Raw genomic sequence first — 16,795 nt, forward strand, 5'->3', positions numbered from 1 at the left:
TTATGATGATTTTGATGATGCAGATAAATTAATAGCATTCATTAAATCAGGTAAGAGATAAATTTAATACAGGAAAAGTATATCCTGTAAATCAGAAGTTTAAGGTGAGATAAATAAACTTAATGCAAATTCATTTATTGCAGAAATCTATAGGGAAACAAGCTCCAACTTAAATTTATTCAATAACTTTAAAATATTTTCATACAAAATGTAGTGTTGAATTCTAAGCAATTCAGAGCATGTCTCACTATTTGGGGTATCCAAGTTTTGAAATGGATAATTTTAAAAGTCAACTTGGAACCCTATATAGGGAAACAAGCTCCAATTAAAATTTATTCAATAACCTTAAAATATTTTTATGTAAGATATAGTGTTGAATTCTAAGTAATCCGGAGCATGTCTCACTATTTTGGGTATCTAAGTTTTGAAATGGATAATTTTAAAAGTTAAATTAGAACCCTATATATAAATAATTTAAAGTCAAGAAATGTATTTGAAAAATTAGGCTTTTTAAAATATAAACATCCAGATGGGGAAGATGGACTTATTTATAGATATGATTTAGGTACATCTGGCAATGAGCATTGATTAATATGGGGGATAGGATGGAGTTGCAACACAATGCAGACAGAAAAAGAAAATTGGAAGATTAATAAAATAATTAAAATGCATTTACGGTATTAAAAAAATAAAAATTATCTCAAGAATATTGAGAAAAGGTGTTAAAAACAATGAAATTTTCTTATAAGCTAAGTTATATTTGTTTCATAAGGAAAATTATATATTATTTATATTAGGAGGTATCAAATTGAGTGAATTAATTTTAGTAAACCCATCAAAGATTTTAGAAGAAAAAATTCTGGAATACAAACAAGAGTATTTAGACTTTGAGGAAGCCAATATTAATGGCAGTTGTGGACTAGCCCATTATAATGATTTTGATAAATGGCTTGAAATTGTTCTTTCAATTGAGAAAGATAAACTTCGCAATAATGTTCATGCTAGCACATTCTTCTCTGTAAGAAAATATGATAATAAAATTATAGGTACTATTCAACTCCGTCACTTTTTAACTGATGAATTAGAAAAATATGGAGGACAAATAGGTTATGGCATTCGCCCAACTGAGAGAAAAAAAGGTTATGGTAAACAACAATTATTACTTGTTTTAGAAGTTGCAAAAGAGATGAAAATTCCAAAAGTAATGATTATCTGTGATAAAGATAATATTGCTTCAAGTAAGACTGCAATGAGTTGCGGTGGTATATTAACAGGCGAAAATTTCTATGAAGATAAAGAACAACAAATATATTGGATTAACCTATGCTAATAAACAGAATCTACAGTGAAGTTCTTGCATAATGTTCTCATTTAACGACTAAACTATAAAATAAATTTTTTGAATTTCATATTATTCAGAAATAAACTTTATAATATTTTTACGTTATAATTTAAAAAAATTATTAGGTGTACTATTTATAAAAATACAGTTTAGAACGGTGGATATTAAGTGAAAATTAGAAAGTTTGGGGGAAAAATGAAATAAAAAATAGTTTTAAAAAAATAAATAATTAAGTTAAGAAAACATATTTATGGAGCTAAAGTTTAAGAAGTTGCAAGTTAATAATTTTTTGGAGAAGCATGAAAAAAGTTATAAGAAGATTAGGAAAACTAAGTTGTTAAATATAAAATTTTAGTAAGGAAACTTTATATCTATGGATATTACATATTAATATCTATTTAATAATATATGACAAGTAATATTGTTTGATTAATATGGGGGAACAAAGATGGAAAGTAACAAAGTAGAGTTTAAAATACCTAAAATTGAAGAATTAGATTATAGAAGAAAACTTTTAGCAGATAAAGAAACCATGGCTTATAATATAGGATACGGAGAGAATGATGGAACAGGATGTATAGAATTTAAAGAAAATCATTGGGAAGATTGGTTTTCTCGATGGATAAATAATATACCAGAAAAATATTATGCGTATATAATCAGTAGTGATGAAAATATACCTGTTGGTGAGGTTGCCCTACGATATGTTAGTGAAAAAAATTCTTATTGTATTAATATAATAATTGAAGCGCAGCATAGAGGAAAAGGATTTAGTGAACAAGCATTAAGATTATTAATTAAGGTTGCATTTAATGAATTAGGAGCAGACAAGGTCTTTGATGATTTTCCAAGTTCAAGGATAACTGCAGAAAAAGTATTTAAGAAAGTTGGGTTTAAAAGGGTTTCAAATGATATTGTTGAATTAACAAAATAGGATTATTTAAGTAAAGGACAGGATATTATCTAACCTAAAGATAAGACAATATAAATAATATGAAAAGTGAAGGTATTATTTTATTAACAGAGCGATGATATCAAAAAAAGGAGAGAATGAAATATGAGTAATCTTATAAATGCTATTCCATTATATAATTTTTTAAAATATTGTAACAACAATCCTAATGAAAAAATTATTCTTGATTGTGGTGCTGGTGGAAGTAATCCGCCACTTTCTCTATTTCATGAGTTTGGATATAAAACTTATGGAATTGAAATATCTGAAGAACAATTAGAAAAGGCATCTATATTCTCTACTAATCATGATATGGACTTAAACATTATACAGGGCGATATAAAAAAACTCCCATTTAACAATGAATTTTTTAGTTTCTTATTTTCATATAATACATCTGTTCATATAAGAAAAGAAGAATTTCTAGTTGCATTATCTGAATTTCATCGAGTATTAAAAAATGGAGGATTGTGTTATGTGAATTTTTTAAGTGAAGAATGTGATTCATTTGGTAAGGGTGAACAAGTAGGTGAAGGTCAGTTTATACATATTGAAAATGATGATATAACGCTTTATTGCCATTACAAGGATAATGAAATCGAAAAATACTTTAGCAAATTTGAAATTATCTATAAAGAGATGCGAGTAATTCAAAGAGCAGTAGATGGTGAAAAATATACATCGGCTTATTATGATTATATATTATTGAAAAAATAAAAAATGAAATATGGAAAAATTTAAAAGATAAGGACTCTGTTAAAATAATAAATAGTAATTTATAAAAAGTAGGAGGAGATGAAATGGATATCAGTGTAAAAGAAAGATTTGATAATGCAAGTAAAGAGTATGTAACTGATAACTATATTTGGAGATATAGATCAGGTAAGTTAGTAAGTGAATTAGCCAATCCAGATGTAAATGATGTTATTTTAGATATTGGATGTGGAACGGGTAAACAAATTATTGAACTTTCAAAAACTATAAAACATGGTATAGGAATTGATATAAGTGAAGGAATGATTAGACAATCAACTGAAAATGCTAACGACGAAAACAGAGAAAATATTGAATTCTTTATTGGAACCTTTGGTAAGCCTGATGAAAATGTTGATTTGAAAGAAAAGAGAATTACTAAAATTATTTCAAATTACGCATTACATCATTTGAATTTACAGGAAAAGAAGAAAGCAATTGAAAGTATGGTTTATATAGGTGGACAAAGCTTAGAAACTATTGTCATAGGTGATTTAATGTTTTTTGAAAATCCAGATAAGTATAAAGATGAATACGATGAAATTGGTTATGGACCAGGTAATGACCAACCATCAACGGTTGAAGAGTTAGTTAAATGTTTTTCAGAATTAAATTTTAATATTGAAGTATATCAATTACATCCACTCGTAGGTGTTTTAGTAGCTAGTAAAAGCTTTTAATTAAAATAGTCAGTATATAGTACAACGCAAGATTTTATGCACCAGTAACAAATGTGATAGCAGGAGGGACAAATATTGTCTAAAGAGCAAAGCAAAAATTACAAAGTTGATTCTATAAAAAGATTTAAGATTTTTATGTGTGCAAATATTCTTTTGGCTACAATACTGGGTGTATTCGCTCAAGATATTGCTTATTATATAAGTGATAATATAAATATAGTGAAATTATCTGCCGTATATTGTTTAACAGCGTTAACGTTGATAAGTATACTGTTATTTTTAATTACACCTATATTGATATGTAGATGCATAAAAAAACAAGGGCAGAAAAAAGGAAGATTTATTATCTATATTTTTATTGACAGTATTATAGGAATTTTGACATCTACTTTTTCAATGTTTGTTATGATTATGTGGTGGGGTTAATAGCAATTATATCACGATTTTCTTATAAGATATAACAACTATAAAAATGAATAACTTATAAAAAAGTAATAATTTAAACATAGAGGGATTAAATTATTTATATGTTAGTAAGGGTAATTCCGGTGGATTAACAGTGTTGGTAGATTCGGAAGGAAAACCAATTATAACAAAAGACAAATAATATTATTATGTTATGAACTAACAAAAACAAGTTAAAATGTCAAACTATTCAGAAGAAAATTTATGGAATATTTTAAATATAATATAAAATAGCTTGAAGATAAAATATTATTTAAATTAAGTTCAGATATGGAACAAGTAATTAAATATTAGTTATTAGATAATTTTCATAAAGGAAAATTATCTTTTTTATATATTTAAAAAGATACAGTAATTTAAGTGTAATATGGGAAACTATAAAAAACTATTAAAAATTAATGTAGTATGAACAAATTCTAAAATATTTATACAAGTGTTACAAACAACATACAATATTCTGCAAAAAAGTCTAAATTTTAGACGTATAATGTAATAATAGTAAGATTATCAGAGTAAATGAGAATATAAATTATATATGATTATAAAAAATTATTATTAAGGGGATGAGTAATTTGCAAAGTTACATTGTAGAAGGCGTTCCAACTTTAGAAGAAGCAAAAATAATATTAGAAGAAGGGAGTAAATTAAATCCTGGACCATGGGTAGAACATTCTTTATATGTAGGGAGAGCTGCAGAACTAATTGCAAAAGAAGATAAAGAATTAGATTCTAATGTAGCATTGGTACTTGGAATGTTACATGATATAGGGAGAAGATATGGTGTAACTAATGAGAAGCATAGCTTAGATGGTTATAAATTTGCTATGGAAAAAGGATATGATTTATTAGCAAGAGTATGTATGACACATGGGTATCTATGTAAAAATATTGATGGTATATGTGGAAAGAAAGATTGCACTGTTAAAGAACGTGAATTTATTAAAGAGTATTTAGAAAATATTGAATTTACAGCATATGATAAATTAATTCAATTATGTGATGCTTTAGCATTACCATCAGGATTTTGTTTATTAGAAAAAAGGATGATGGATGTTGTTATGAGATATGGATTTAATGAATTTACACTTGAAAAATGGAAAGTAACATTTGATATACAAAAATATTTTGAAGAAAGAATAGGAAAGTCCATTTATAGTGTTTTACCTAATGTAAAAGAAACTACTTTTGGATTTTAAAATTTGAATTTTACGGTGTTTTTAAGTATTAAAGTTAAGGAGTGGATTTTATGAAGGCTATTGAAATATATAATCATTTAGAGAAAGATTTTATATTTAAAGGTTTAAAAGACGATTGGGCAAAATATATGGACGAGGTTAAAGACTATATTTCAACAAGTTTTAAAGAAAGAAGCATGGGATTAGTGTGTGATTTTGCAGATGAAATCAATAAAGTTTATACTGCAGTATTTCCAACTAAAGAAGTTATGCAGAAAATTATTGATGATGGAGAAACGGATGCTATGTTGTTTTTACACCATCCATCTATTTGGGATATTAAAAGGGTAAAACCATTTTATCAGATGAATAAAGAATTATTAGAAAAGTTTAGGGAAAATAGAATATCTATATATAATTTACATGTACCCTTAGATAATTTCAGTGAATATTCAACAAGTAAGACTTTAGCAGATGTTTTAGATATAGAAGTTGAAAAACCATTTAAAGTTTATTGTGGAGCTTTAAGTGGTGTAATTGGCAAAACTAAGTGTAAAAGTATGGAAGAATTGCATGCTAAGTTTTCAAAAGCACTAGGACATAATACAAGTCTTTATATGTATGGAGATAACAATATAAAAGATGGCAAGGTAGCTATTGTAGCAGGTGGTGGTAATAATAAAGATACTGTTTATGAAATGATTGAAAATGATGTTAAAGTTCTTATCACAGGTATTTCAGTAAAGAACGAAAAATACTCGGAAGTTCACAGGCTTGAGCAAGAAAATGGTATTAATGTTTTAGGTGGAACTCATTATTCTACTGAAAAATTTGCATGTGAAAAGATGTGTATTTATTTTGAAAAGTTTAATTTAGTTTCTTCTTTTATTGAAGGAGAACCAGTATATGAAGATATGTAAAGTTGATATATAGTTTAAAAATTAAGAATGCATTATTTATATAAATTATGAGGAGATGGAATAGATGCCTAATATAATAGTAATGTATCAATCAAAATATGGTGCTACTAAAAGATATGCACAGTGGTTAAGTGAGGAATTAGCATGTGATTTAATAGAAACTAAAAAGGCTAACATAGATAAGATTAAAGAATACGATACAATAATTTTAGGTGGTGGCATTTACGGAATGGGGATATCTGGAATAGCTTTTCTAAAAAAGAATTATGAAAAGCTAAGGAATAAAAAAATTATTGTATTTGCAGTTGGAGCATCTCCATATAACGATGATTCTGTGAAACTTTTGAAGAAACAAAATTTTAAAGATGATATGGAGAATATTCAAATAGTTTATTGTAGAGGTGCTTGGAATGAAGAAAGAATGTCTTTAAAGGACAAGCTTTTATGCAATATGTTAAAGAAAGTTGTTTTAAAAAAGGATTCTAAAGATTATGAACCATGGGAAGAGGCATTAATGCAAGCAATTGGCTCTGAGCATGATTGGACTGAAAAAGAAAATCTTAAACCCATTCTTGATTTTATAGAAAGAAAAAATAATGCATATTAGAAATTGAGTATTGCAGTATTAAAGTTAAAACTGATTTTCATTTTATAGTAATACTTAAGACATTTATGATAATTTTATCAATATAAATAATTTTGGAGGAAGTTGTTATGAAAATATTAGTTACAGATAGATTAATATTAAGGAAATGGAAAGAAAGTGACAGTACAGACTTATATGAATATGCCCAAAGTGAACTTGTAGGCCCTAATGCTGGTTGGCCACCACATAAAAATGAGGAAGAGAGCAAAAAGATAATAAAAATGTTCATGGAAGATAATGAAACATATGCTATAGTTTTAAAATCAGAAAATAAGGTTATTGGTGGGATAGGACTTCATAATACAAAACCTGATGATAAATCTATTCATTTAAAACAAAGGGAAATAGGGTATGTTCTTAATCCTAAATATTGGGGAAAAGGAATTGTTCCAGAGGCCGTAAATTCCTTAATTGATTATGGTTTTAACGAATTGAAACTAGATATAATTTGGTGCGGACATTTTAGTTTTAACTATAATTCTAAAAGAGTTAATGAAAAATGTGGATTTACATATAGATTTCAAAAAGATGAGAAGTTAAAATTATTAGATAATAAAGAAGTCACTACATTATATTATAGTATTTTAAAGTCTGAATACTTTAATTAACTTCCATTTAAATTATATGCATAAATTGATAATTAAAAAATTCAAGGAGAATAAGAACAATGAATATACGTTTAGCAAACCTTAATGATAAAGAAAAAATAGCAATTTTAATAGCCCAATTTAGAGTTGATTTAAAGGAACTTAAAGGTATAAAATCAAAATTTAATGTAGAGCAATCCAAAGAGGAATTTGAAGAATATATAGAAGCAAATTATCCTATATTTGTTGCTGAAGAAAATAATAAAGAATTATTAGGGTATTTAGTTTGTAGAATTGATAATGGAACAGTTTGGGCTGAATCTTTATTTGTTTCTCATGATGTAAGAAGAAATGGGATAGCATCAAAACTATATAAAAAAGCAGAGGATATTGCAAAAGAATTAGGTGAAAGTACAGTTTATAATTGGATTCATCCTAATAATGATAAGGTTATAAAATTTTTATCTAAAAAAGGATACAATGTTTTAAATCTTATTGAAATAAGAAAGCCATGGGACAATGAGATATTAACTAAAACAATAACTGTTGGAAACTATGAGTATAATTATTAAATATTGTTATAAGACAAGCTATAATTTTATTATTATAGAATAAATTTATTTATTCAATTGCTAAAATTTTAAGGGGGATAATAAACATGGTAAAAGATAAATCTGTTAAAGATATGTGGGAAAAATATTTAATATCTATTGGTGAAAATATTATAAATACTAATAAAAAATATACGGCATGGTGTTTTTGTGCTGATGAGGAAAGTGCCAATAACTTAGCGGATTTAACTAGAGAAGGAATTAAAAGAGGGACAACTTCTCTATATGATTTATATAAGCTGGAAAATGAGGAACTTCCTGAAGTGGGAGAGTATAGTATTATAACAGATTGGGATGGAGTTGCTAAATGTTTAATAAGAAATAAAAAGGTTACAATTCTTCCTTTTAAAGATGTAGGTAAAGAACTTGCTGCAATAGAAGGGGAAGGTGATAAATCTTTAAACTATTGGAGAAAAGTGCATATAGATTTTTTTACAAGAGAATTAAAAAATTTAGAAATGGAATTTACAGAAGACAGGATGGTTGTATTTGAAGAGTTTGAAGTTGTATATAAATAATTTGAGAGAAAAAACAAGTTTAATTAAGTGACAGAAAGAATATTGAAAAATGGGGGATTTAATATGGATGAACAGAATCAGGTTAGGGAAATTGAAGTTGTTAAATATAATTCTAGTTGGAAAAAGGAATTTATGAAAGAGTCAAAATTAATAGAGGATATTATGAAGGAAGAAATAATAAAAATTCATCATATTGGAAGTACTTCAATTCCTGGTATTTTTGCAAAGCCAGTAATAGATGTTTTACTTGAAGTAAAAGATATTAACAATATAGATAAGTATAATAATGAGTTGAGTAAGTTAGGGTACGTATCAAAAGGAGAATATGGAATAAGTGGACGTAGATTTTTCTTAAAAGGTGTATATCATAGAACACATCATATACATGTTTTTGAGACAGGTAATTTAGAAATAGAAAAACATTTGAATTTTAGAGATTATATGATAGCTCATGCAGAAGAAGCAAAAATGTATGGAGAATTAAAAAAAGAGTTAGCGATTAAATTTAAGCATGATATTGATAGTTACTGTAATGGGAAAAATCAATTTATAAAAGATATAGACAGAAAAGCATATGAATGGTCAAAGTTAAAAAAGTAATTAAAAGATTAAATTATCAATATTATGATTAATTTAGAACTAAAAAATGATTATCAAAGCAAAAACTAGTAGTTTAAATATCTTAGTGATTCAAGATTAATCTCATGATATAATTTTTTATGATTAAATTATTATATCTTAAGGAGATTAAAATGAAAAAGTTGAAATTATTTAATTTTATTCCGATAATAATAACAGCACCTGCTATTGTTATTGGGACAATATCAATGTATTATAATAGAATTTCAAATTTTATTATAATACAAAATATTATAGGATTAGTTATAATGGGGCTAATTTCATATTGTTTGTTATCATGGAACATTAATATATGTAGAAATAAAAACATTAAAGATATTTTTAAGTTAATTCCATTAATACTTTTACTTTTAACTTTTATAGGAGAAGGTATGATGGGAGTTCATAGGTGGATATCTATAGGGCCAATAAGATTAAATATAGCTATGATAGTGAGGCCTATAATAATATTATCATTATGGAAATTGTTAAAAAATAATAGTTGGTGGAAAGTAGCAATTATAACAATTTTTATATCTATAGTACTTTTTATTCAACCTGATGCTTCACAGTTATCTGGTTTTGCTATTCCTATGATTTTTATGCTATATAAGAATGGTGATAAAAGAAATTTTTCTGCAATAATTTCAGTGGGGCTTTTTATATTAGTTATTTTATCATGGATACACTTAGATAATCTTTCGCCAGTATCATATGTTGAAGAAATTTTAAATTTAGTAGGTAATGTTGGACAAGTGTGGTTTTTATTAGGAATTGTGTCATTAGTAATATTACCAACCCCTTTTATATTATTTCCACCTGAAAAGTTAAAATTACCATCATTATGCATTGGTATATACTTTATTATCATTATAGTTTCTACATTTTTTGGTAATTTTCCAGTTCCTTTAATGGGATATGGAATTTCCCCTATAATAGGATATATTATATCAATAACATGGTATACAAAATTAAAATTTAATTAATAATTTATAATACTATAATTTTATTTAATTAGAATTGAAATATTATACATAATGACATGGAGGTACGTTTTGAAATTTAAAATATTCTTTTTAATTGGTTTTCTTATGTTTATTCTTGGAATATACTTTTCAAGTAAGTCCAATTTTATGATTATAATAGGAATATTAGGTGGGGGCATAATGGGATGTATGTCAGCACTTATAGGTCATTCTTTAGCAAAAGATATTAAAAATAAAAAAGGCAGTCTATAAACATGTAATTTATTTGTAACACCGTATAATTAGAAATGAATATGCGGTGTTTTTGTTATATTTCAAATAAAACGAGAAAAAATTTAAAGATTGAATCATGATAGTGGAATATTTATAACAAATAATTTTGCCACAAATGTCAGATTACCCTAATGTTACAAAAAAGTAATATTGCTAAGAAAAAAGTAATATTAATAATGGGAAAATAAATTAAAAAAGAATTAACATATTATTAAAGGGTATATTCAATATAATTAAGAGAAATTTGGAGGCAGAAATATGTATAAAATGTTACAAGTGAAAAATAAGACAATAGCAATAGCAATAGTTATTATTTTATTGTTATTAAGCATTATAGGGATAATAACAAAATTAAATAAGGATAAGGATTATATTGATAAATTGATTAATCAGTACAATCCACAAGGTGCAACTGCTGTGATTATAGAAAACGGCGTTATTACCAATGTAAGAAATTATGGATATGCAAATATTGAAAGAAAAGTTGTGGTTACAGATGAAACTCAGTTTAAAATTGCATCTATTTCAAAGACAATAACCGCATATGCTATAATGAAATTAGTTGATGAGGGTAAATTGGATTTAGATGTTCCCATAAATACATATTTAACTAAATGGCATCTTCCTGAAACTGAATTTGATGAAAGTAAATTAACTTTGAGAACACTTATGTCTCATACAAGTGGCGTAACTGGAAGTGATGAATGTGGTTATAAAAAGCCATTACCCACAATTGAGCAGGCTTTAAAAAATAGAGATGTTAAATTGAAAAGAGAGCCAGGTGAAACATTTGAATATTCAGAGTTTGTAGGATTTGGTATCTGTCAGCTTATTATTGAAGAAGTCACAAATTCTAGTTTTGAAGAATATATGGAAAGAAATATATTCAAACCATTAGATATGAAAAATACAAGCTATAAAAATGAAAATTCAAATGGAAAGTTTGCAACTCCTTATGCAGGAATAGGTAAGCCAATTGAGATAACACCTATTGTTATGAACGGAGGAGGCGGTGTTTCAACTACAGCAGTAGATTTATCAAAATTTGTAGTTGAACTGATGAATTACTATAATAATGGAAACAAAGAAATGTTTAAGCCACAGAAAAATACACAAAGTATAGGAGGAGTATATGCTTTAGGAATCATTCCAAGAAAACTTAAAAATGGCAAAACTGTTTATGAACATAATGGAACATTCACAGGATGGAACGCACAAATAGCTTTTGAACCTGTTAGCAGAAATGGAATGGTTATACTTACAAATTCAGATAAATCCTATTATTTGACATACGGTTTAATGGAAAAATGGGGTGAAAGAGTTATTGGTGAAAAGGTTATTGATACTCAAATGAAGCAAATTGTCAAAGTGGTTTTCAACACAATAGTAATATTGGCTATGATTCTATTATCCTTAGTTGCAGTATTAGTTATTAAAATTAAAAAAGGAACTATTATTTTATCTGAAAAGCGTAAAACAAGATATATTAAATCAGGTATTATAGTGTTTTCATTAGCAATTTTATATTATGGCTTTATGTATACTGATTTACCATGTAAATTATTGTTTAATGTGGATGATTATTATTTGTTTACCTTCTTTCCATTAAATTTTAAATGGGTAAATATTATATTGATACTCACTGGTGCTTTTATTATTTTTAGAAGTAGATATAGTAAAAATAAATTTTAAGCAAAAATAGGTATGGGTTAGAGTTGTTAAGTGAAATTTGGTACTGAATATTCTTAAATGATAAAACCGATATACAATTAAACAATTTATAAATATACCGTAATATTCAGAGATGAATTTATGGTATTTTTTATGTCTTATTTTGATTAAAAGGCGACGTAAGTTTTAATTTCACACTATGAATAATGTTCTTTGAAAACTGAATAATACGGTATCTATATTTTATTAATAGGATTAATATAGTAATGTTTTAGCGTCTATAGGTTGTTAGTAAGATATTGACATATAACTATTGAAGTATTATACTCATTTTGACAACAAAACTTATCAAAATGAGTATAAAACTTTACAAGGGGGATTTATGAATAAAAGTGAAATTTTACAAAAAAGCCGACAATCTAATAATGATGAAGGGATGGAATATGCAGAAGATAAAGGACGTAAGATAGGATTTATTGCATTTTCAATATTATTTTTATTTATTATAATATTTAATTTGTTTTTAGGTGATACTAGGACATTTTACGCTGTAGCTCCACTTTTTTGGGTATTTATTGCTGGTGAAGCATATGGAAAGTATTGTTTTACTAAAGGGAAAGTATATATTATTACGACAATAACATCAGGCATTTCATCAATATTATTTACAGTAAAATTTATATTGATTACATTGAGGTAACTAAATTATGGATGAAAGCTTAATATTGAAAAATAGATTAAAAGTGGCACGAGCTGAAAAAGGTCTTTCACAGAATGATTTAGCTAAGTTAGTAGGAGTATCACGTACTACAATAAGTTCTATTGAAACAGGGCAGTTTAATCCAACTGCAAGGCTTGCATTAATACTTTGTATTGCATTAGATAAAACATTTGAACAGTTATTTTACTTTGAATAGAATATAAAAATATAATATATAATAGCATTATTAGGAGATAAGATATATATAGTTTGATGGATGATCATCATGGTAGGTTATAACATTAATAATTTGTATTGTTATAGCCCTTGTATGTGGTGTAGTAGTTAGTAAGAATTATTAAGCAAAAAATAGATAACATATTAAAATACCGTATTGTTCATAAGTGGATTTGCGGTATTTTTGCGTCGTAATTCAAATAAATTACGAATTAAATAATCTTTTAAGTTTGAATGATACAGTGTTTACAAAATATGTTATAATTTATTGATCATAATAGGAAAATTTTAAATGACAATTATTTGTATGAGAGATACAGATAAATAGAAATTTGAATAACAGATTATATAAAAAATCCGCAGAAAATATCAAGTATATCATCTTATCTTATCTTATAATTTTTTTGAAAGATGAGGTGTTTTTAATGAAAAGAACAAAGACATACTTAAAGAATTTTGTAGGAACAAGTTATGAAGTTGGGACACAGATTGGTAATTGGATTTTATCGCAACCTGATTTATTGAAAAGGGTGATTTTACCACCTAAGGCATATCCTCAAAGCAAGTTAACAGAAATATTCAATTTGCTTAACAAATATTGCAGTGGTGTAAACGAGGAAATCAAAGGGTTTGTAGATACAGTTGGAATTTCAAAAGAACAAGTAATCTTTTATGCAATGACATATTTGGAACGTGGGTGCAGTTTGATGGCAGCAGTTTCAAACAAGATTGAAACTGGACACACTTTAATGGCGCGTAACTATGATTTTAATGATGAAATGGAAGAAATGTGCTTCGCATATACAGCTATTAAAGGAAAATATCGTTACATTGGTTCTACACTCAATTTATTCGGACGATGTGATGGAATGAATGAATATGGGCTGGCAGCTTGTAAAGCCAGCAATGGATTGCCAGTGGGTAACTTTGAGGGAGGACAGAAAGCAGGTGTAACTGGTTTTTCTTTTTGGGTTGTTATCCGAAGTATTTTGGAAAACTGCAAAAATGTTGATGAAGCTATTGTATGGGCAATGAATGCACCTATTGGATATAATATAAATTTAATGCTTTCTGATAGTAATAATAAAATTGCGCTATTGCAATGTATAGATGGTCATAAAGCATATCGTATTTTAGATAATGCCTCTAAGGAGAGTTTTCTAATTTCTACAAACCATGCAATTTTGCCAGAAATAAAGCCATATGAAAAGATGTTGATTGAAAACTCTGTGATTCGTTATAAAACAATAGAAAAGATGTTTTCTGAAAAAGAAAAAATATCAGTGCAAGATTTAAAAGTGATACTATCGACATCTTATCCGCAGGGATTGTGTTGTCATTATTACCCTGAATTTTTTGGAACTTTACGTTCTATGTTATTTAATACAACCGAAAAAAAAATAGAAATGACATTCGGTTCACCACAAGTAAATAATTGGAAAATTTTCACTGTGGAAAAATTACAAGAGGAAGAAATTATAGTAAATCTTCCATGTGAAAAAGTGGGAACAGATTTTTACAATATTACCTATTAAAAAAGGAGAATACTGTATTGAAAGATAAACAAATCATTGGTAGAGCAATTATATTTATTGAAACAAATTTATATGAGCCTTTGACTGTAGAATCAGTTGCTAATGCAGTTTCCTATTCTTATTATCACTTTCACCGTTATTTTCAAGCTGTGATGGGAGAAACAATTGGTAGTTATATCAGAAGTCGGAGATTGACTCAAGCGGCATATGACCTTATATATAGTGATATAAAAATTTTAGACATCGCAGTTTCATTGTATTTTGAGTCTGGTGAAAGTTTTACAAGAGCCTTTAGGAAGAGATATGGTATTACACCAACAGAATACAGAAAAAATGGGATTGATGTGTTGATTGGAAGTCATCAGCCGATGCAAATTGACAAACTGACTGAATGCAATTATGTAAATTTCTCACCAGAAATCGTAATATTTCAACCTAAATCTGTTGTTGGGTTTAGATTTGACATGAGTATTGAGAATAATAACATTATTAAAATGTGGAAAAAGTTGAACACTCAATTGGCAAAGCAAAAGTATATTTCAATGAATAATAATAGGTATAGTATTTATGAAACAGGTGGTACATGCTTGTCAAATACATTTAATAAAAATAGTGAATCTACTGTATTTATAGGGATTGAAACATCATGTGACTCTAATATCCCAGAAGGTATGAAGTTAAAAGAAATTAGTGGTGGAAAGTATGCTAAATTCATACATAAAGGCACAGTAAAAAATTTACTTTCTACATATTATTATATTTGGGGTGTTTGGTTGCCTAAGAGTAGTTTTCAACTTGATGACAGAGATGATTTTGAATGTTACACAGAACAATTTTTAGGAACTGAAAATAAAGAATCACAGATTGAAATTTATTTTCCTATACAATAGTAAAAATATAATAAGAATTCGTTAAATTCCAATTTTCAAATGAGCTTAAAAAGTAGATATAAAAGAATATATTAAAATACCACATATTCATTTTCGAATACTGCGGTATTTTTATTTTACAATTTGATTTAAATACTACATAACTATTGAAATTAGAAATGTAAACAATGGTCTTTGAAAATCCAATAATGTGGTGTTAAAAAAGTAACTATGTAAAACTATGCAAATAGAATATAAGTACCATAAGTTAAGTTAAAATGAGTAAGAAAATACGTAGCAAATCAATTGTAAATTTTAGTTTACTATTAAATATATATTTGTATTCAATTGCCTTTTCAAATATAATTATATAAAAATATAGATAACTTTATTAGGAGGATTAAAATGGGAAAAATAGGAGAAATTAAATATATTATTAATAATAGAACAATTAACATAAGAAATGGAGAAGTAAAAGATGCTGAAAAATTGATTAATCTTATTAAAAAAGTTGGTAAAGAAACTGATTTTCTACTAAAGAACCCTGATGAATTTAATCCAACAATTGAAGAAGAGAAAAATTTTATTCAGAATCAGGCAGATTCAGAAGTAGATTTATTGGTTGTGGCAGAAACAGACGGAAAAGTAATTGGAATATGTGGATTGAATGGAAATGTCAACAAAAGGATTAGGCATTCTGCTGAATTTGGACTAGCAATTGAGCAAGAATTTTGTGGAATGGGTATAGGTAAAAAATTAATGAAAGCAGGAATTGAATGGGCAAAAGAAAATGGTATATCTAGAATTACACTTAAAGTTGATACAAACAATTATAGAGCAATAAGTTTATATTTAAAGTTGGGTTTTGAAATAGAAGGCACATTAAGAAATGACAAGATGTTATCTGATGGTAGCTATATAGATGGTTATACAATGGCATTATTATTATAATCAAGCATCCTATATATATCGTAACATTAGTTAATTTACAACATTCTTATCTTGTGACATAAATGAAAAAAGAATGATTTACTCAAACACCGCATTATTCAATTTTGAATTCAGTGGTGTTTTTTCGTCGCATTTCAAAAAAATTACTAATTAAATAGTTTTTTAAGTTTGAATGATATGGTGTTTACAAAATATGTTATAATTTATTGATGATAATAGGAAATTTTTAAATGAGTATTATTTGTATAAGAGATACAGATAAATAGAAATTTGCAGTTAGTATACTTTATATACAATTAACTGAGA

Annotated in this window: 21 protein-coding genes; all 21 read left to right on the forward strand. The window is 26.7% G+C overall.

What is annotated here, in order from left to right:
- Positions 1-808 precede the first annotated feature (808 nt).
- The 21 genes from AZI32_RS13070 (at position 809) to AZI32_RS13165 (ending at position 16,489) form a co-directional block, all read left to right on the forward strand.
- Entirely contained in the window at positions 809-1,330 is a 522-nt protein-coding gene (locus AZI32_RS13070; RefSeq protein ID WP_061996258.1) for a GNAT family N-acetyltransferase, read from the forward strand.
- A 460-nt stretch (positions 1,331-1,790) separates the two neighbouring features.
- Positions 1,791-2,276, forward strand: a complete 486-nt coding sequence (locus tag AZI32_RS13075) for a GNAT family N-acetyltransferase (protein WP_061996259.1) — start codon at positions 1,791-1,793, stop codon at positions 2,274-2,276.
- A 123-nt stretch (positions 2,277-2,399) separates the two neighbouring features.
- Positions 2,400-3,011, forward strand: coding sequence for a class I SAM-dependent methyltransferase (locus tag AZI32_RS13080; RefSeq protein WP_061996260.1), 612 nt, complete (start codon positions 2,400-2,402; stop codon positions 3,009-3,011).
- A gap of 83 nt (positions 3,012-3,094) precedes the next feature.
- A complete protein-coding gene (locus AZI32_RS13085) occupies positions 3,095-3,727 on the forward strand; it encodes a class I SAM-dependent methyltransferase (protein WP_061996261.1) in 633 nt (210 codons plus the stop codon).
- A gap of 75 nt (positions 3,728-3,802) precedes the next feature.
- Complete coding sequence (locus tag AZI32_RS13090; protein WP_061996262.1) at positions 3,803-4,153, forward strand: hypothetical protein; 351 nt, start codon at positions 3,803-3,805, stop codon at positions 4,151-4,153.
- 79 nt (positions 4,154-4,232) lie between these two features.
- Entirely contained in the window at positions 4,233-4,334 is a 102-nt protein-coding gene (locus AZI32_RS18970; protein ID WP_242865304.1) for a DUF6440 family protein, read from the forward strand.
- A 421-nt stretch (positions 4,335-4,755) separates the two neighbouring features.
- Complete coding sequence (locus AZI32_RS13095) at positions 4,756-5,388, forward strand: HD domain-containing protein (protein WP_042315745.1); 633 nt, start codon at positions 4,756-4,758, stop codon at positions 5,386-5,388.
- Positions 5,389-5,438: 50 nt separating this feature from the next.
- A complete protein-coding gene (locus tag AZI32_RS13100; protein ID WP_061996263.1) occupies positions 5,439-6,287 on the forward strand; it encodes a Nif3-like dinuclear metal center hexameric protein in 849 nt (282 codons plus the stop codon).
- 64 nt (positions 6,288-6,351) lie between these two features.
- Positions 6,352-6,894, forward strand: a complete 543-nt coding sequence (locus AZI32_RS13105; protein ID WP_061996264.1) for a flavodoxin domain-containing protein — start codon at positions 6,352-6,354, stop codon at positions 6,892-6,894.
- A 107-nt stretch (positions 6,895-7,001) separates the two neighbouring features.
- Positions 7,002-7,541 (forward strand): GNAT family protein, encoded by a 540-nt coding sequence (locus AZI32_RS13110; RefSeq protein ID WP_010291876.1) that lies wholly within the window; start codon positions 7,002-7,004, stop codon positions 7,539-7,541.
- A gap of 59 nt (positions 7,542-7,600) precedes the next feature.
- Positions 7,601-8,092 carry a GNAT family N-acetyltransferase gene (locus AZI32_RS13115; RefSeq protein ID WP_061996265.1) on the forward strand — a complete coding sequence of 164 codons (492 nt, stop codon included), beginning with the start codon at positions 7,601-7,603 and terminating at the stop codon, positions 8,090-8,092.
- 86 nt (positions 8,093-8,178) lie between these two features.
- Positions 8,179-8,649 carry an ASCH domain-containing protein gene (locus AZI32_RS13120; protein ID WP_061996266.1) on the forward strand — a complete coding sequence of 157 codons (471 nt, stop codon included), beginning with the start codon at positions 8,179-8,181 and terminating at the stop codon, positions 8,647-8,649.
- 63 nt (positions 8,650-8,712) lie between these two features.
- Positions 8,713-9,249, forward strand: coding sequence for a GrpB family protein (locus tag AZI32_RS13125; protein ID WP_061996267.1), 537 nt, complete (start codon positions 8,713-8,715; stop codon positions 9,247-9,249).
- Between the two features lie 152 nt (positions 9,250-9,401).
- A complete protein-coding gene (locus AZI32_RS13130; RefSeq protein ID WP_061996268.1) occupies positions 9,402-10,253 on the forward strand; it encodes an FtsW/RodA/SpoVE family cell cycle protein in 852 nt (283 codons plus the stop codon).
- Between the two features lie 69 nt (positions 10,254-10,322).
- The gene (locus AZI32_RS13135; protein ID WP_010291867.1) at positions 10,323-10,505 is read left to right on the forward strand and encodes a hypothetical protein; all 183 of its coding nucleotides are present in this window, start codon (positions 10,323-10,325) and stop codon (positions 10,503-10,505) included.
- Positions 10,506-10,784: 279 nt separating this feature from the next.
- Positions 10,785-12,218, forward strand: a complete 1,434-nt coding sequence (locus tag AZI32_RS13140; RefSeq protein ID WP_061996269.1) for a serine hydrolase domain-containing protein — start codon at positions 10,785-10,787, stop codon at positions 12,216-12,218.
- A gap of 361 nt (positions 12,219-12,579) precedes the next feature.
- Positions 12,580-12,897, forward strand: coding sequence for a DUF6442 family protein (locus AZI32_RS13145; RefSeq protein WP_061996270.1), 318 nt, complete (start codon positions 12,580-12,582; stop codon positions 12,895-12,897).
- Positions 12,898-12,904: 7 nt separating this feature from the next.
- A complete protein-coding gene (locus AZI32_RS13150; protein WP_061996271.1) occupies positions 12,905-13,114 on the forward strand; it encodes a helix-turn-helix transcriptional regulator in 210 nt (69 codons plus the stop codon).
- 445 nt (positions 13,115-13,559) lie between these two features.
- Positions 13,560-14,669: a C45 family peptidase gene (locus AZI32_RS13155; RefSeq protein WP_061996272.1), complete on the forward strand. Its 1,110-nt coding sequence runs from the start codon at positions 13,560-13,562 to the stop codon at positions 14,667-14,669.
- 17 nt (positions 14,670-14,686) lie between these two features.
- Complete coding sequence (locus AZI32_RS13160; protein ID WP_061996273.1) at positions 14,687-15,559, forward strand: AraC family transcriptional regulator; 873 nt, start codon at positions 14,687-14,689, stop codon at positions 15,557-15,559.
- Between the two features lie 384 nt (positions 15,560-15,943).
- Positions 15,944-16,489 carry a GNAT family N-acetyltransferase gene (locus AZI32_RS13165; protein ID WP_061996274.1) on the forward strand — a complete coding sequence of 182 codons (546 nt, stop codon included), beginning with the start codon at positions 15,944-15,946 and terminating at the stop codon, positions 16,487-16,489.
- Positions 16,490-16,795 lie beyond the last annotated feature (306 nt).

It is taken from the genome of Clostridium sp. ATCC 25772 (assembly GCF_001573875.1).
Taxonomy (GTDB): domain Bacteria; phylum Bacillota; class Clostridia; order Clostridiales; family Clostridiaceae; genus Clostridium_J; species Clostridium_J senegalense.

Excerpts from the sequence above, each read along its gene's own strand:
- AZI32_RS13075 (WP_061996259.1), top strand. The coding sequence starts at position 1,791 with ATGGAAAGTAACAAAGTAGAGTTTAAAATACCTAAAATTGAAGAATTA.
- AZI32_RS13080 (WP_061996260.1), top strand. The coding sequence starts at position 2,400 with ATGAGTAATCTTATAAATGCTATTCCATTATATAATTTTTTAAAATAT.
- AZI32_RS13085 (WP_061996261.1), top strand. The coding sequence starts at position 3,095 with ATGGATATCAGTGTAAAAGAAAGATTTGATAATGCAAGTAAAGAGTAT.
- AZI32_RS13095 (WP_042315745.1), top strand. The coding sequence starts at position 4,756 with ATGAGTAATTTGCAAAGTTACATTGTAGAAGGCGTTCCAACTTTAGAA.
- AZI32_RS13100 (WP_061996263.1), top strand. The coding sequence starts at position 5,439 with ATGAAGGCTATTGAAATATATAATCATTTAGAGAAAGATTTTATATTT.
- AZI32_RS13105 (WP_061996264.1), top strand. The coding sequence starts at position 6,352 with ATGCCTAATATAATAGTAATGTATCAATCAAAATATGGTGCTACTAAA.
- AZI32_RS13110 (WP_010291876.1), top strand. The coding sequence starts at position 7,002 with ATGAAAATATTAGTTACAGATAGATTAATATTAAGGAAATGGAAAGAA.
- AZI32_RS13115 (WP_061996265.1), top strand. The coding sequence starts at position 7,601 with ATGAATATACGTTTAGCAAACCTTAATGATAAAGAAAAAATAGCAATT.
- AZI32_RS13120 (WP_061996266.1), top strand. The coding sequence starts at position 8,179 with ATGGTAAAAGATAAATCTGTTAAAGATATGTGGGAAAAATATTTAATA.
- AZI32_RS13125 (WP_061996267.1), top strand. The coding sequence starts at position 8,713 with ATGGATGAACAGAATCAGGTTAGGGAAATTGAAGTTGTTAAATATAAT.
- AZI32_RS13130 (WP_061996268.1), top strand. The coding sequence starts at position 9,402 with ATGAAAAAGTTGAAATTATTTAATTTTATTCCGATAATAATAACAGCA.
- AZI32_RS13140 (WP_061996269.1), top strand. The coding sequence starts at position 10,785 with ATGTATAAAATGTTACAAGTGAAAAATAAGACAATAGCAATAGCAATA.
- AZI32_RS13145 (WP_061996270.1), top strand. The coding sequence starts at position 12,580 with ATGAATAAAAGTGAAATTTTACAAAAAAGCCGACAATCTAATAATGAT.
- AZI32_RS13150 (WP_061996271.1), top strand. The coding sequence starts at position 12,905 with ATGGATGAAAGCTTAATATTGAAAAATAGATTAAAAGTGGCACGAGCT.
- AZI32_RS13155 (WP_061996272.1), top strand. The coding sequence starts at position 13,560 with ATGAAAAGAACAAAGACATACTTAAAGAATTTTGTAGGAACAAGTTAT.
- AZI32_RS13165 (WP_061996274.1), top strand. The coding sequence starts at position 15,944 with ATGGGAAAAATAGGAGAAATTAAATATATTATTAATAATAGAACAATT.